Origin of the sequence: Kitasatospora sp. NPDC049285, from assembly GCF_040678815.1 — a bacterium.
Taxonomy (GTDB): Bacteria; Actinomycetota; Actinomycetes; order Streptomycetales; family Streptomycetaceae; genus Kitasatospora.
On record NZ_JBFAQR010000008.1, the window covers coordinates 63,604 to 77,681 of the forward strand.

12 protein-coding genes and 1 tRNA gene are annotated in these 14,078 nt (G+C 71.4%); 6 read left to right on the plus strand and 7 right to left on the minus strand.

Features of this window, described 5'->3' with window-relative positions:
- Positions 1-38: 38 nt before the first annotated feature.
- Positions 39-365, minus strand: a complete 327-nt coding sequence (locus AB0K51_RS08225) for a hypothetical protein (protein ID WP_363451875.1) — start codon at positions 363-365, stop codon at positions 39-41.
- A 472-nt stretch (positions 366-837) separates the two neighbouring features.
- On the minus strand, positions 838-2,238 hold the full coding sequence (locus AB0K51_RS08230; protein WP_363451877.1) for a cystathionine beta-synthase: 1,401 nt from the start codon (positions 2,236-2,238) through the stop codon (positions 838-840).
- Between the two features lie 179 nt (positions 2,239-2,417).
- On the opposite strand from AB0K51_RS08230, the gene AB0K51_RS08235 reads away from it, so the two are divergent.
- The 3 genes from AB0K51_RS08235 to AB0K51_RS08245 all read left to right on the plus strand — a co-directional run bounded on the left by AB0K51_RS08235 (position 2,418) and on the right by AB0K51_RS08245 (position 5,984).
- Complete coding sequence (locus tag AB0K51_RS08235) at positions 2,418-3,497, plus strand: SGNH/GDSL hydrolase family protein (protein WP_363451879.1); 1,080 nt, start codon at positions 2,418-2,420, stop codon at positions 3,495-3,497.
- A gap of 56 nt (positions 3,498-3,553) precedes the next feature.
- Positions 3,554-4,774, plus strand: coding sequence for an acetyl-CoA C-acetyltransferase (locus AB0K51_RS08240; RefSeq protein ID WP_363451881.1), 1,221 nt, complete (start codon positions 3,554-3,556; stop codon positions 4,772-4,774).
- 298 nt (positions 4,775-5,072) lie between these two features.
- Positions 5,073-5,984 carry a hypothetical protein gene (locus AB0K51_RS08245; protein ID WP_363451883.1) on the plus strand — a complete coding sequence of 304 codons (912 nt, stop codon included), beginning with the start codon at positions 5,073-5,075 and terminating at the stop codon, positions 5,982-5,984.
- A 101-nt stretch (positions 5,985-6,085) separates the two neighbouring features.
- Here the strand turns inward: AB0K51_RS08245 and AB0K51_RS08250 are convergent, their stop codons facing one another.
- On the minus strand, positions 6,086-6,349 hold the full coding sequence (locus tag AB0K51_RS08250) for a hypothetical protein (protein ID WP_363452087.1): 264 nt from the start codon (positions 6,347-6,349) through the stop codon (positions 6,086-6,088).
- A 176-nt stretch (positions 6,350-6,525) separates the two neighbouring features.
- Positions 6,526-7,407, minus strand: coding sequence for a Bax inhibitor-1/YccA family protein (locus AB0K51_RS08255; protein ID WP_363451885.1), 882 nt, complete (start codon positions 7,405-7,407; stop codon positions 6,526-6,528).
- A gap of 160 nt (positions 7,408-7,567) precedes the next feature.
- Here AB0K51_RS08255 and AB0K51_RS08260 point away from each other — a divergent pair, with 160 nt between their 5' ends.
- Positions 7,568-8,095, plus strand: coding sequence for a peptidylprolyl isomerase (locus tag AB0K51_RS08260; RefSeq protein ID WP_363451887.1), 528 nt, complete (start codon positions 7,568-7,570; stop codon positions 8,093-8,095).
- Between the two features lie 69 nt (positions 8,096-8,164).
- On the opposite strand, the gene AB0K51_RS08265 is transcribed toward AB0K51_RS08260, so the two are convergent.
- Positions 8,165-10,723: an FtsX-like permease family protein gene (locus AB0K51_RS08265; protein WP_363451889.1), complete on the minus strand. Its 2,559-nt coding sequence runs from the start codon at positions 10,721-10,723 to the stop codon at positions 8,165-8,167.
- Between the two features lie 57 nt (positions 10,724-10,780).
- Positions 10,781-11,554, minus strand: a complete 774-nt coding sequence (locus AB0K51_RS08270) for an ABC transporter ATP-binding protein (protein ID WP_363451890.1) — start codon at positions 11,552-11,554, stop codon at positions 10,781-10,783.
- Positions 11,555-11,890: 336 nt separating this feature from the next.
- Between AB0K51_RS08270 and AB0K51_RS08275 the strand changes: the two genes are divergently transcribed.
- Positions 11,891-11,972 (plus strand) — tRNA-Leu (locus AB0K51_RS08275).
- A gap of 113 nt (positions 11,973-12,085) precedes the next feature.
- A complete protein-coding gene (locus AB0K51_RS08280) occupies positions 12,086-12,529 on the plus strand; it encodes a DNA-binding protein (RefSeq protein ID WP_363451892.1) in 444 nt (147 codons plus the stop codon).
- A 163-nt stretch (positions 12,530-12,692) separates the two neighbouring features.
- Here AB0K51_RS08280 and AB0K51_RS08285 read toward each other — a convergent pair whose 3' ends face one another.
- The gene (locus tag AB0K51_RS08285) at positions 12,693-14,063 is read right to left on the minus strand and encodes an NAD(P)/FAD-dependent oxidoreductase (protein WP_363451894.1); all 1,371 of its coding nucleotides are present in this window, start codon (positions 14,061-14,063) and stop codon (positions 12,693-12,695) included.
- Positions 14,064-14,078: the final 15 nt, after the last annotated feature.

The window sequence follows — 14,078 nt, forward strand, 5'->3', positions numbered from 1 at the left end:
ACGGATCCGGACCGGGCCTCGCGTTCAGCGCAGAATCGTCACTGCACCTCGTACTCGTCCCAGCCCTCGTCGTCCGGGTCGTAGTCGGTGGTGGCGGACTCCCAGGTGGCGGCGGCGAGCTCCACGCCCGGAACGTCGCCGAGCAGCGCCACCGGGTCGACGAAGTGGGCGAGCGAACCCGTCGGGTCCACGTCGATCGCCTCGACGGCCTGGGCGCGCTCCTCGTCGTCCAGGTACTCGTCGTCGGCCACCTGCGCCAGGGCGGCGGTCTTCAGCGCGTGCTCGTCGGTGATCTCGGCGATCAGCTCGATGGTGAGGCGTACGTAGCGCGGTGCGTCCTGCTCGGGCAGGTCAGTGCTGGTCATGCCAGCGAGCGTAGGGGGTGCGGCGGCCATCGGGAAACGGCGGCCGGTCCCGGGCCCCGGAACACGGCGACGGCCGGCCCCGGGAAACCCGGGACCGGCCGTCGTTACCTCCGTGCGGACTCCCCCACCCGGGAGCTCACGGAGCCGCGCCTTGCGGCGCGATGGTGCCGCGGGAGCCGCCGCACCCTGCACGGAGCAGGGGCGGGACGACGGCGGTCCCACGGTCCGACGGACGCGTCGGCCGGGTCAGGGCCGGCCCGTCGCGTCCGCGGTGACCTGCGAGGTCGGGGAGCCGCTCCCGCCCACCGCCTGTCACCGAGTCCGGCGTCTTGCCGATGACTCAACGATGCACGAGCCGTGTTAACCCGGTGATGCGCAGTTGTGACGTCCGGGTACCAACCGACCGGGATCGGGCGTTTCACCCGGGCGGCGGGCAACGGCCCCTGACCTCACGTCAGGGGCCGACGGCGGGTCAGTGGCCGGCCCGGGCGGTCAGGAAGGCCAGCAGGTCCTGCCGGGTCACGATGCCCTGCGGCTTGCCCTCGACCAGCACCACCACCGCGTCCGCCTTCTCCAGCACGGCCATCAGGTTGGTCACCGACTCGCCGGAGCCGACCACCGGCAGCGGCTTGGACATCACCTTGTCCAGGCTGTCGGTGAGCTGGATGCGCTGCGCGAACAGGCCCTCCAGCAGCTCGCGCTCGACGATCGAGCCGACCACCTCGCCGGCCATGATGTCGGGGTGCCCGGCACCCGGGGAGACCACCGGCATCTGCGAGACGCCGAAGTCGCGCAGCACCCGGACCGCCTCCGCGACGGTCTCACCCGGGTGCATGTGCACGAACTGCGGGATGCCCTCGTGCTCGATGGCGTCCTTGCGGGCCAGCACCTCGCCGATGTGCGCCTCGTCGGTGGCGGTCGGCAGGAAGCCGTAGTCGGCCATCCAGTCGTCGTTGAAGATCTTCGACAGGTAGCCGCGGCCGCCGTCCGGCAGCAGCACCACGACGACGTCGTCCGGCCCGAGCTCGCGGGCCACCTCCAGCGCCGCCACCACGGCCATCCCGCAGGAACCGCCGACCAGCAGGCCCTCCTCCTTGGCCAGGCGGCGGGTCATCTGGAACGAGTCCTTGTCGGAGACCGCGACGATCCGGTCCGCGACCTCGCGGTCGTAGGCGGTGGGCCAGAAGTCCTCGCCGACACCCTCGACCAGGTACGGGCGGCCGGTGCCGCCGGAGTAGACCGAGCCCTCAGGGTCGGCGCCGATCACCTGGACCGTGCCGCCGGACGCCTCCTTCAGGTACTTGCCGGTGCCGGAGATGGTGCCGCCGGTGCCGACGCCCGCCACGAAGTGGGTGATCTTCCCGTCGGTCTGCTCCCACAGCTCCGGGCCGGTGGAGTGGTAGTGCGAGGCCGGGTTGTCCGGGTTGGAGTACTGGTCCGGCTTCCAGGCGTTCGGGGTCTCCCGGACCAGGCGGTCGGAGACGTTGTAGTACGAGTCCGGGTGCTCGGGCGCGACGGCGGTCGGGCAGACCACCACCTCGGCGCCGTACGCCCGGAGGGTGTTGATCTTGTCCGTGGAGACCTTGTCAGGGCAGACGAAGATGCACTTGTAGCCCTTCTGCTGGGCCACGATGGCCAGTCCCACGCCGGTGTTGCCACTGGTGGGCTCCACGATGGTGCCGCCCGGCTTCAGCGCGCCGGAGGCCTCCGCCGCCTCGATCATCCGCATCGCGATCCGGTCCTTCACCGAACCGCCCGGGTTGAAGTACTCCACCTTGGCCAGCACGGTGGCGCTGATGCCGTCGGTGACCTTGTTGAGCTTCACCAAGGGGGTGTTGCCGACCAGCTCGATGATCGAATTGTGGTACCGCACGGGGGTCCTCCCGGTCCGTGGCATCACTGTGCATTTTTCCTGGATGCCCCCAGCCTAGGGCCGTTCCCGCGGGCGACGGCGCAGCCGGGTGAGTGGTTCGGCGGCGGGCGCCGGTACGGGGTACGGGGAAGCGGGTACCACGGGGGTAGCGGTGTGCGGTGCAGAGAGGGGGTCGCGTGATGACCGGATCGCAGGCGTCCAGGGCCCGGGTGGCGCGGCGGATCGCCACGGCGGCGGCGTACGGCGGCGGCGGGCTGGGGCTGCTGGGGGTCGGCCTGGCGGGGGTGCTGCTGACCGAGAGCCGGATGGCGATCCGGGCGATCGGAGTGCTGGAGGGGGATCCGCCGCGGGCCGACGGGCTGTACGGGGAGGCGTTCGCGGAGCCCTCCGACCGCCGGGCCCCGCTGGTGCTGGCGTTCCTGGGCGATTCCACGGCGGCGGGTCTGGGGGTGCAGCGGGCGCAGGAGACGCCGGGCGCGCTGCTCGCGTCGGGGCTGGCGTCGGTCGCCGAGCGCCGGGTGCGGATGGTGAACGTGGCGAGGTCGGGCGCGCGCTCCGCGGACCTGGCCGCGCAGGTGGAGGCGGCGCTGCCGCACCGGCCGGACGTGGCGGTGCTGATGGTGGGCGCGAACGACGTGACCCGGCACGCGCCGGCCGCGCGCAGCGTGCGGGAGCTGGGCGAGGCGGTGGGGCGGCTGACCACGGCGGGCTGCCGGGTGGTGGTGGGCACCTGCCCGGACCTGGGGACGATCAAGCCGGTGCGGCCGCCGCTGCGCTGGGTGGCGCGGCGGCTCAGCCGGCAGCTGGCGGCGGCGCAGACCATCGCGGTGGTCGAGGCGGGCGGGCGGACGGTGTCGCTGGGGTCGCTGCTGGGCCCGGAGTTCGCGGCCCGGCCGGAGATGTTCGCGGCGGACCGCTACCACCCGTCGGCGCAGGGCTACGCGACGGCGTCGATGGCGCTGCTGCCCTCGGTCTGCGCGGCGCTGGAGCTGTGGCCGCAGGACGACCCGAACGCGGCGGTGGAGCCGCAGGCGGTGCTGCCGGTGGCGGTGGCCGCGGCCGCGGCGGCCGGGCGCTCGGGCACCGAGGTGACGGCGGCCGGGCCGGCCAACGGGACCTGGCGGTGGGCGACGCTCAAGCACCGGTTCCGGCTGGCGCTGCCCGCCGCGCAGCTGCCGGCGGAGGACGCCGGCCAGGGGCCCCTCGCGTCAGCCAATTCACATCCGGAGGCGGATGACGCCGGGGCTACCAAGCGGTAACTTTCGGGGTGATCCGGCCGGATCGTGTCCCGAGGTCACTCAGCGAGGAGCCCGTCATGCCCGAAGCCGTCATCGTCAGCGCCGCCCGTTCGCCGATCGGCCGGGCCTTCAAGGGCTCGCTGAAGGACATCCGCCCGGACGACCTGACCGCGCAGATCATCTCCGCCGCGCTGGCGAACGTCCCGCAGTTGGACCCGCGGGAGATCGACGACCTGATGCTCGGCTGCGGCCTGCCCGGCGGCGAGCAGGGCCACAACCTGGCCCGGATCATCGCGGTGCAGATGGGGATGGACTACCTGCCGGGCGCCACCATCACCCGGTACTGCTCGTCCTCGCTGCAGACCACGCGGATGGCGCTGCACGCGATCAAGGCGGGCGAGGGCGACGTCTTCCTGTCGGCCGGTGTGGAGACCGTCTCGCGTTCGATCAACGGCACCTCGGACGGCATGCCGGGCACCATGAACCCGCTCTTCGACGAGGCGCAGGCGCGCACGAAGTCCCGCGCGGAGAACGGCGGCGGCGAGTGGCACGACCCGCGCGAGGACGGGCTGCTGCCGGACGCGTACATCGCGATGGGCCAGACCGCGGAGAACCTGGCCGCGCTGAAGGGGATCACCCGGGCCGAGCAGGACGAGTTCGGCGTGCGCTCGCAGAACCTGGCGGAGGCGGCGATCAAGGCCGGCTTCTGGCAGCGCGAGATCACCCCGGTGACGCTGCCGGACGGCACCGTGGTCAGCGCGGACGACGGCCCGCGCGCGGGCGTGACGGTGGAGGGCGTCTCCGGTCTGAAGCCGGTGTTCCGCCCGGACGGCACGGTGACCGCCGGTAACTGCTGCCCGCTGAACGACGGCGCGGCCGCGCTGGTGATCATGTCGGACACCAAGGCCCGCGAGCTGGGCATCACCCCGCTGGCCCGGGTGGTCTCCACCGGCGTCTCCGGCCTCTCCCCCGAGATCATGGGCTACGGCCCGGTCGAGGCCTCCAAGCAGGCCCTGCGGCGGGCCGGCCTGTCCATCTCCGACATCGACCTGGTGGAGATCAACGAGGCGTTCGCGGCTCAGGTCATCCCCTCCTACCGGGACCTCGGCATCGACCTGGACCGACTGAACGTCAACGGCGGCGCGATCGCGGTCGGCCACCCGTTCGGCATGACCGGCGCCCGGATCACCACCACCCTGATCAACTCCCTGCAGTGGCACGACAAGCAGTTCGGTCTGGAGACCATGTGCGTCGGCGGCGGCCAGGGCATGGCGATGGTCATCGAGCGCCTGAGCTGACCCCGACGGGGCGCGGACGGGCAACGTGACGGGCGTCTCACCCGTCTGGAGTCACGCTCCGTAATTGAGGGCCGGATCACACCGCGGGTGCGATCCGGCCCGTTTTTTCGCCTCCGCGGACCGTTTTGTCGACGCACCGGATTGGATCAACTCCGCAGCGTAGAACGGTATTACCTAACAATTTGAGGACAAGTAGGAAAGTCACCGACAAATCCGACATCAGCCACTGCAGTAACGGCCGTCGATACGGCAGTGTGGAGACGTAACCCCGTTCCGCTCCTCGTTGGGAGTACGTTCCGTGAGCGTCGTCTACCTCTCCCTGCTGATCGTCCTGATCGCCCTGACCGCCGGCGTCCTGCTCCACCTGCGCACCCTGGCGCGGAAGTTGGACGCACCCCGGCCCGCCCCGCAGCTCGACGAAGCGCTGATACGCCGCGCCGTCGCGGAGGCGCTGGCCGTCGACCGGGAGCGGGAGATCACCGAGGCCCGGGCGTTCTGGGCCGAGCAGGAGGCGCGCGCCGCCGAGGACTCCCCGTTGTTCGACAGCCCGTTGACCACCATCGGCGAGGAGTGGCCGATCTTCTTCCCCCGCCCCACCGGCCCGCAGGAGGCGGCCGACAACGGCGGTGTGATGGACCCCGAGTTCGGCGAGGCGCTGCGCAACGCGCTGGAGGACCTCATCAAGGACGGCCCGATCGCGCCGACTTCGGCCGAGGGCGGCCTGCGGCACCCGTCCCAGGGCGGCGGCGCCCCCGTCCCGGTCGACTCCGGCGACGTGAAGGCGCGCCGCGAGGCCGACCTGCTGGCCACCGGCCTGGAGGCCGGGCTGCTGGACACCGAGCCCGAGCCGGCCACCGCCCCGGACCCGCGCCGCCACCCCTCGCACCCGGACTTCGTGCCCAGCCCGACCCCGTCCCGCGAGTGGACCGACGACCGGCTGACCGCGCTCGCCGACGAGAAGATCGCGCTCACCGACGTCCGCCCCGGCCCGCTGGGCACCCTCGACGTGTACGCCTTCGCCGACGGCACCACGCTGTGCGTCGCCCCCGGCGACCGCGAGGCCGCCTACCGGCTGATCGACGCGGTCCGGGCCGGCGAGGACGTCCGGCTGCTCGGCGGCTCCCGGTTCTCGGGCTCCTACTCGCTGACCTTCTCCACCGACGACGAGACCGTCTACGTGCTGGCCGACCGGGTGGTCGCCTCCATCTGACCCGTCGCCGTCCCACCGAACGGGGCGCCGACCGCGCGGCAAGGGGTTGCCCGCGCGGTCGGCGCCCCGTTCGGCGTTCCCGACGATCCGTCAGGCGCCGGTCAGGCGACGGCCGTCTCGGTCCGCTCCAGGTCCGCGAGCGCGGCGGCCAGCTGCTCCGGGTGGCCTGCCGCGGCGGCGGCCAGGTCGTGGCCGGTGACGGCGATCTGGTCGCCGACCGCGAACGCCCCGGCGTCCGGGACGTCCAGCGGCGCCAGCCCCTCCAGTGCCCGGCCGACCTCCGCGAACCGGCGGGCCAGCGCCAACGCCGCGGCGGCGCGCGAGCGGTGGCCCGGCACCGCGCCCAGCAGCCGGCTCTGCGGCATCGCCCGGAAGCGGTCGGCGAGCCGGTCCACGGCGGCGGTCAGCTGCGCCGGGGTCGGCTGCGCGGTGGAGGGCTGGGCGGGCGGGTGCTCGGACATGGAGCCGAGGGTATCCCGACCCGCGGCGGGCCCCCGGGGAACCGTTTCCCCGGGGGCCCGCCGCCGCGTCACCGCGCGGATCAGTCGTCGCCGCGCAGGATGGCGATCAGGCGCAGCATCTCCAGGTAGATCCAGACCAGCGAGACGGTCAGCCCGAAGGCCGCCCGCCAGGACTCCCGCTCGGGGGCGCCGCCGCGGATGCCCTCCTCGATCGAGGCGAAGTCCAGGGTCAGGAAGAACGCGCCGAGCGCGATCGCGATCAGGCCGACCACGATGCCCAGCGGGCCGGAGCGCAGGCCCATGTCCGCGCCGAACAGCAGCGCCACCGAGTTGACCACCATCAGCACCAGGAACCCGATCGCGATGGTGATGCCGATCCGGGCGTACCGCGGGGTGACCCGGATGCGGCCGCTCTTGTAGGCGATCAGGGTGGCCGCGAAGACGGCCGTGGTGCCCAGCACCGCCTGGATCGCGATGCCCGGCCAGACGGTGTTGAACGCCTTGCTGATCGCGCCCAGGAAGAAGCCCTCCAGGGCGGCGTAGGTGAGGATCAGCGCCGGGTTCACGCTGCGCTTGAAGCTGACCACCATGCCGACCACGAACGCGGCGAAGGCCGCGATCCCGGCCGCCGCGAAGTTCTCGGCGGGCATCGTGAACCAGGCCACGGCGCCGGCCGCGACCAGCGTCAGCAACGTCATCGCCGTCCGGGCGACCACGTCGTCCATGGTCATCCGGCCGGTCTGCGCCGGGCCGGCGGACGGGGCGCCGTACATCTCGGCGAGCTGCTGGTCGGTCAGCGGCTCGGTGGCGGCCCGCTGGCCGCCGTAGGGGTTGTTGCCGTACGGGTTGTTGGCGTACGGGTCGCCCGCGCGGGGCGGCGCCGCCTGCGTGCCGAATCCCGCGTACTGGTTGTCGCGGGTGAAGGACCCCTCCCGCGAGAAGACCGGGTTGCTGCTTCTCATCTCAAATTCCCTCCGGGGCGGCACGGAACCACCCACACAGACCACAAGGGTAATGTCTTGGCAAAGTATTCCGCGTACGCCGCGAGGAGGATTACCTGAACACCTCGCGACCGGGCAGGGTGGGCCCGGAACTGACTGACTCTCAGGAAGGTGCGCACGGATGGCCGAGGAACTGTACGCCACGCTGAAGACCAACAAGGGCGACATCGTGGTGCGGTTGCTGCCGAACCACGCCCCCAAGACGGTGAAGAACTTCGTCGAGCTGGCCACCGGCGAGCGGCAGTGGACCGACCCGAACACCGGGCAGCCGAGCAACGCGCCGCTGTACGACGGGACGGTCTTCCACCGGGTGATCGAGGGCTTCATGATCCAGGGCGGCGACCCGCTCGGGAACGGCACCGGCGGCCCGGGCTACAAGTTCGCCGACGAGTTCCACCCCGACCTCGCCTTCACCAAGCCCTACCTGCTGGCGATGGCCAACGCCGGCCCGGGCACCAACGGCTCGCAGTTCTTCGTCACGGTCGGCGCGACCACCTGGCTGACCGGCAAGCACACCATCTTCGGCGAGGTGGTCGACGAGGCCAGCCAGAAGGTCGTGGACGCGATCGCCACCGCCGAGACCAACCCGCGCAACGACCGCCCGGTCCAGGACGTGGTGATCGAGAAGGTGGTCGTCGAGACCCGCTGAGCCCGATGCGCGCGAGCCGCCCGTCCCGGAGTGCTCCGGGGCGGGCGGCTCGCGTGTGCCGACGGTGGATCAGTCGGTCTTGATGCTGGCGAGGATGTCCATCCGGGACGCCCGGCGGGCCGGCCACAGGGCGGCGACCACGCCCACCAGGGCGGCCAGGGCGAGGAAGAGCAGCACGCTGCCGTAGGGGATCACGGTGGTCAGTCCCTTCAGGTCGGAGGCCAGGATCCGGGTCGAGGCCCAGGCCAGGAAGCAGCCGAGCAGGATGCCGATGAAGGCGCCGAAGACCGAGATCACCACGGACTCCAGGCGGACCATCCGCTTGATGCCGCGCCGCTCCAGGCCGATCGCCCGCAGCATGCCGATCTCGCGCTTGCGCTCGAACACCGACATCGCCAGCGTGTTGACCACGCCGAGGATCGCGATGATCACCGCCATGCCGAGCAGGCCGTACATGATGTTGAGCATCGTGGAGATGATCCGGCTGAAGTCGTCGGCCATGTCCTGCTTGGTGTCGACCTTGATCACCGGGTTGCTGCCGGTGGCGTCCTTGATCGACTGCTTGACGGCGGCGCTCGCACCGTCGCCGGACTTCACCAGGATCCGCTCCACGTACGGGTCCGGTTCGTGCTGGGAGATCACGGAGTTGGGCGCGACGATCGGCGAGAGGTTGTCGTTGCGCTCGAAGACGCCGCCGACGGTGAGGCTGCCGGTGCTCCGGTCGTCGTAGTTCACCTTGACGGTGGAGCCGACGGCGAGGTTCAGGTTCTTGGCGACCTCGTCGTTGACCAGGATCTGACCCTGCTTCAGGGCGTCGGTGGTGCCGGTGCGCAGGTCGAGCGAGACCACCTGATCGAAGGCGGCGGCGTCGAAGCCCTGCACGGCGCGGCTCTTGCCCTCGATGTCCCAGTAGACGTCGGTGACGGCGCTGGCCGCGGTGACCCCGGAGGCCTTGGCCACCAGCGGGACCAGGTCGGTGGAGACCGGGTGGCCGTTGGCCATGCTGACCGAGTAGTCGGCCTTCATGGAGCCGGAGACCGCCTTGGCGACGGCCGAGTTGACCGAGGTGCCGATCACGGTGAGCGCGGTGACCAGGGTCAGGCCGATGGTCAGCGCGGCGGCGGTGGTGGCGGTGCGGCGCGGGTTGCGCACCGCGTTCAGCCGGGCCAGCTTGCCGGGCATCCCGAACAGCCGGGCCAGCAGCGGGCCGACCAGGGCGATCACCGGACGGGACAGCAGCGGCAGCAGGATGAAGATGCCGATCAGCGCGAGCGGGGCGCCGAACTCCAGCATGTGCTGGGCGTTGCTGCCCTTCTGGAAGGCGCCGGCCAGGATCAGGCCGAGGCCGCCGCCGGCGATCACGCCGCCGATCGCGTTGCGGATCACCAGGCTGCGCTGGGAGGTGGGCTGCTCGCCGCTGCTCATCGCGGCGACCGGGGGGATCCGGGAGGCGCGGATCGCGGGCAGCAGCGCGGAGAGCACGGTGACCACGACGCCGACCACCAGGGTGCCGATGACGGTGACCGGGGCGATCACCAGCGAACCGGTCGGCAGGCCGGAGTTGACGGCGTGCAGGGCCGCCTGCATGCCCGCGCCGATCCCGATGCCGGCCAGCAGGCCGGTGACGGAGGCGATCACGCCGATGGCCAGCGCCTCGACCAGTACCGACTTGGTGACCTGGCCGCGGCTGGCGCCGACCGCCCGCAGCAGCGCCAACTCCTTGATGCGCTGGGCGATCAGCATGGTGAAGGTGTTGACGATGATGAAGATGCCGACGAAGAGCGAGATGCCGGCGAACACCAGCAGCATGGTCTTCATCCCGCTGACCGAGCTGGCGACCATCGCGGTCTGCTCGTCCTTGAGCTCCTGGCCGGTCTGCAGCGCGACCTGCCTGGTCTCCGCCACCTTGCTCCTGGCCTGGTCGAGCAGCTGGGTCTCGGTGGTGCCCGGCTTGGCGGTCAGCACGATCGCGCTGTACTGGCCGGGGGTGAGCAGCCGCTGCTGGGCGGTGGCGGTGTCCATCAGGACCAGGGTGCCGCCGGAGCTGACCTCGGGGTCGTCGGTGGTGAAGACGCCGGTCAGGGTGGTGTTGACGGCGGCGCCGTTGCCGGCGATCCGGACGGTGTCGCCGACCTTGTAGCCGGCCTTCTCGGCGGCCTGCGCGTCGATGGCGATCTCGCCGGCGGCGCGCGGGCCGCGGCCCTCGGCCATCGGGTAGCGGGAGTCCTGGCCGCTCGCGTCGGGGGCGAAGTTGACGCCGCGTGAGTTCCACGCCTCGCCGAGCAGGTTGCCCTTCTTGTCGGCGATGCCGGTGAAGCCGGAGACCACGCCGCGGGCGTGCGCGGTGCCGGGCAGCGCGGCGAGCTGCTTGACGGTGGCGTCGGTGAGCGTGTTGGCGGCCTTGTCGCCCGGGTCCTTGGCGGGCCGGTCGCCGTCCGCGTTGTGGTCGGCGACCTGCACGGAGACGTCGCTGAAGCTCTTGGAGTAGCTGTTGCGCATGGCCTGGCCCACGGTGTCCGAGAACACCAGGGTGCCGGCGACGAAGGCGGTGCCGAGCATGACGGCCAGTGCCGTCATCAGCAGTCGGCCCTTGTGGGCGAGCACGTTGCGCAGTGCGGTGCGATACATGGGGTCAGTCCTGGGGTGGTCGGGTCGGTCCGGCGCGGCGGGCGTCAGCTGCCGGCGTCAGCTGGTGCGGCCCTTGGCGTCGAAGCGACGCATCCGGTCGAGGACGGTGTCGGCGGTCGGCGCGACCAGCTCGTCGACGATCCGGCCGTCGGCGAGGAAGACCACCCGGTCCGCGTAGGAGGCGGCGACCGGGTCGTGGGTGACCATCACCACGGTCTGGCCGAGCTCGCGGACCGAGTTGCGCAGGAAGGAGAGGATCTCCGCGCCGGAGCGGGAGTCCAGGTTTCCGGTGGGCTCGTCGGCGAAGACGATCTCCGGCTTGGAGGCCAGCGCCCGGGCGCAGGCGACGCGCTGCTGCTGGCCGCCGGAGAGCTGCGAGGGGCGGTGCGAGAGCCGGCCCGACAGGCCGACCGTCTCCACCACCCGGTCGAGCCACGCCTGGTCGACCTTGCGCCCGGCGATGTCCATCGGGAGGGTGATGTTCTCCAGCGCGGTCAGCGTGGGCAGCAGGTTGAAGGCCTGGAAGACGAAGCCGATCTTGTCCCGGCGCAGCCGGGTGAGCTGCTTGTCGCGCAGCCCGACCAGTTCGGTGTCGCCGATGGTGGCGGAGCCGGAGGAGACGGTGTCCAGGCCGGCCATGCAGTGCATCAGGGTGGACTTGCCGGAGCCGGAGGGCCCCATGATGGCGGTGAACTCGCCCTGCCCGAACGCCACCGAGACGTCGTCGAGCGCGACGACGCGGGTCTCGCCCTCGCCGTAGACCTTGTTCAGACCGGTGGCGCGGGCCGCTGCCAGACCGGTGTGGGCTGCGTACGCGGTCGAGGTGCTCACGGTGGGGACTCCTGTCCGGAGAGGGTGGGCGGGGTGTGGTGGGCGGTCGGGAGGAGTTCCCGACCGCTATCCCATCCTCGCCTCGACGATCATGGTTCCTCGTCGCTCCGCCGAACGGTTGGCCCACCCCCGCCAGGCGTACGAGCACCGCGGACGTCTCCTCCTGCGGTATGACCCGGGCCCTGAGAGCGGCGAGTGGCCGAGAACCGTCGAGCCGTGGCCGAAAGTGCGGACGCTTCGTCAGATGGCATGGAAGCATGACAACTTCCGGCCCGGGAAATATGCGAAACCCCCGACCGGCCGACTAGGCTCAGCCTCAAGTTCGCCGTGCCCCAGGCCCAGATGGTGGAACGCAGACACGGGCAGCTTAAAACTGCTTGGCCGAGAGGCCGTGCCGGTTCGAGTCCGGCTCTGGGCACTCCCATGTGCACTCGTAGTGACCTGCTGTGACCGCTCGGATGCGCGAGTGTTGAACGAAGTGTTCACAAGAATTCGTTGACGTCGGTCCGTTTGCTGCGCATGCTGGACGGCATGACCGAGAACCCCGAACCGGCCACCGACCCGTTCGCTCCCCCGCAGGCCGAGGAGGCCCGGGCCCAGCGGGTGTACGCCTCGCTGTTCCGGATCGCCGGGCGGCACGGTGCGACCGAGCAGCAGCGGCGGCGCCAGGTGAACCAGGCCATGGTGGGGCCGCACGAGGCGGTGCGGCTGGTGGCGTTCCTGCTGAGCGGGGCGGCGCTGGCGGAGGACGGCGAGCCCGAGGTCGACCGGGCGGACGTCACCGCGGCGCTCACCCTGCTGCCGCTGGTGCGGGCCGAACTCGACGAGCTGGAGGCCGGGTTGCTGAAGATGGCGCGCGGGCGCGGGATGACCTGGCAGGAGATCGCGTTCGGCCTCGGCCTGGGCACCCCGCAGGCGGCCCGGCAGCGGCACGAGCGGCTCACCGACCGGACCGCCGCCGACGGCGAGGCCTGAGGACGCCCGAAGGCCCCACCGCGGGGGCGGTGGGGCCTTCGTCAACTGCTGTTGTACTCCGCCCGGTTGACGCAACCGGCTGAGCACCACGGAGGTCGTGGTCCGGCTGCGCTGCCGGGCGGAGGGCCTCCGACTCGTACCCGCGTGGGGCGGGTCTGGTCGCTTACTTGCTGGCGGCGAGCTCCTTGGCGGGAGCGGCCTGGGCGACGACGGGCTTCGGCGCGGGGCCGGCCGCCTCCTGGAACGCGTCGAAGGGCTTCTCCATCTCGGAGAGGCCGACCGTCTCGCGCTTGAGGAACATCGCCAGGGTCCAGTCGGTGAAGACCCGGATCTTGCGGTTCATGGTCGGGACCATCGCACCGTGGTAGGCGCGGTGGAACCACCAGGCGAGGCGGCCCTTGAGCTTGACCTTGCCGAACAGGATGGCCACGCCCTTGTGCAGGCCGAGGCCGGCCACCGCGCCGAGGTTCTTGTGCTTGTACTCGGCCTGCGGGAAGCCGCGCATGCCCGCGACGACGTTGTCGCCGAGGACGGCCGCCTGACGGACGGCGTGCTGCGCGTTCGGCGGGCACCAGGCGCCCTCACCGGCGGCCAGGTCCGGGACCTGGGCGTTGTCGCCGGCCGCCCACACGTAGTCGAAGCCCTGGACCTGCAGGGTCGGCTTGGTGTCGACGTGGCCGCGCGGGCCCAGCGGGAGGCCGAAGCGCGAGACCACCGGGTTCGGCTTGACGCCGGCCGTCCACACGATGGTGGAGGCGTCGAACTCCATGCCGTTCTTCAGCACCACGTGCTGGTCGACGCAGGAGTCCATCGAGGTCTCGATGTAGACCTCGATGTTCCGCTCCTCCAGCCGGCCCTTGGTCCACAGACCGAGGTCCGGGCCCATCTCGGGGAGGATGCGGTTGGCGGCCTCGACCACGACGAAACGCATGTCGTCACGGCTGACGGTCTTGTAGATCTTGGCGGCGTCGCGCGCCATGTCCTCGATCTCGGCGATCGTCTCGATGCCGGCGAAGCCGCCGCCGATGACGACGAACGTCAGCGCCTTGCGGCGGACGTCCTCGTCGGCGGTGGACTCGGCCTTGTCGAGCTGCGCCATGACGTGGTTGCGGAGGCTGATCGCCTCCTCGACCGTCTTCATGCCGATGCCGTGCTCCGCCAGACCCGGGATCGGGAAGGTGCGGGAGACCGAGCCGGTCGCCACGACCAGGTACTCGAAGGGCAGTTCGTAGGAGTCGCCGGCCGCGGGCTGGATGGTGGCGACCTTGCGGGCGTGGTCCACATCGGTCACGTGACCGGTGAGCACCTCCGCCTTCTTGAGGGCGCTGCGCAGCGGGGCGACGAGGTTGCGAGGGGCGACGTTGCCGCCGGCCGCCTCGGGAAGGAAGGGCAGGTACGTCATGTACGACCGCGGGTCGACGACCGTGACGGTCGCTTCGCCGTAGCGCATCTTCTTGAGGATGCGCATCGCGGCATACAGGCCGACGTAACCACCGCCGACAATGAGGATGCGAGGACGCTCCGTGGTGCTCATATCCGAAAGTATCCA

Coding starts and splice junctions, on each gene's coding strand:
- AB0K51_RS08225 (WP_363451875.1), bottom strand. CDS start 365: ATGACCAGCACTGACCTGCCCGAGCAGGACGCACCGCGCTACGTACGC.
- AB0K51_RS08235 (WP_363451879.1), top strand. CDS start 2,418: ATGACCGGATCGCAGGCGTCCAGGGCCCGGGTGGCGCGGCGGATCGCC.
- AB0K51_RS08240 (WP_363451881.1), top strand. CDS start 3,554: ATGCCCGAAGCCGTCATCGTCAGCGCCGCCCGTTCGCCGATCGGCCGG.
- AB0K51_RS08250 (WP_363452087.1), bottom strand. CDS start 6,349: ATGCCGCAGAGCCGGCTGCTGGGCGCGGTGCCGGGCCACCGCTCGCGC.
- AB0K51_RS08255 (WP_363451885.1), bottom strand. CDS start 7,407: ATGAGAAGCAGCAACCCGGTCTTCTCGCGGGAGGGGTCCTTCACCCGC.
- AB0K51_RS08260 (WP_363451887.1), top strand. CDS start 7,568: ATGGCCGAGGAACTGTACGCCACGCTGAAGACCAACAAGGGCGACATC.
- AB0K51_RS08265 (WP_363451889.1), bottom strand. CDS start 10,723: ATGTATCGCACCGCACTGCGCAACGTGCTCGCCCACAAGGGCCGACTG.
- AB0K51_RS08280 (WP_363451892.1), top strand. CDS start 12,086: ATGACCGAGAACCCCGAACCGGCCACCGACCCGTTCGCTCCCCCGCAG.
- AB0K51_RS08285 (WP_363451894.1), bottom strand. CDS start 14,063: ATGAGCACCACGGAGCGTCCTCGCATCCTCATTGTCGGCGGTGGTTAC.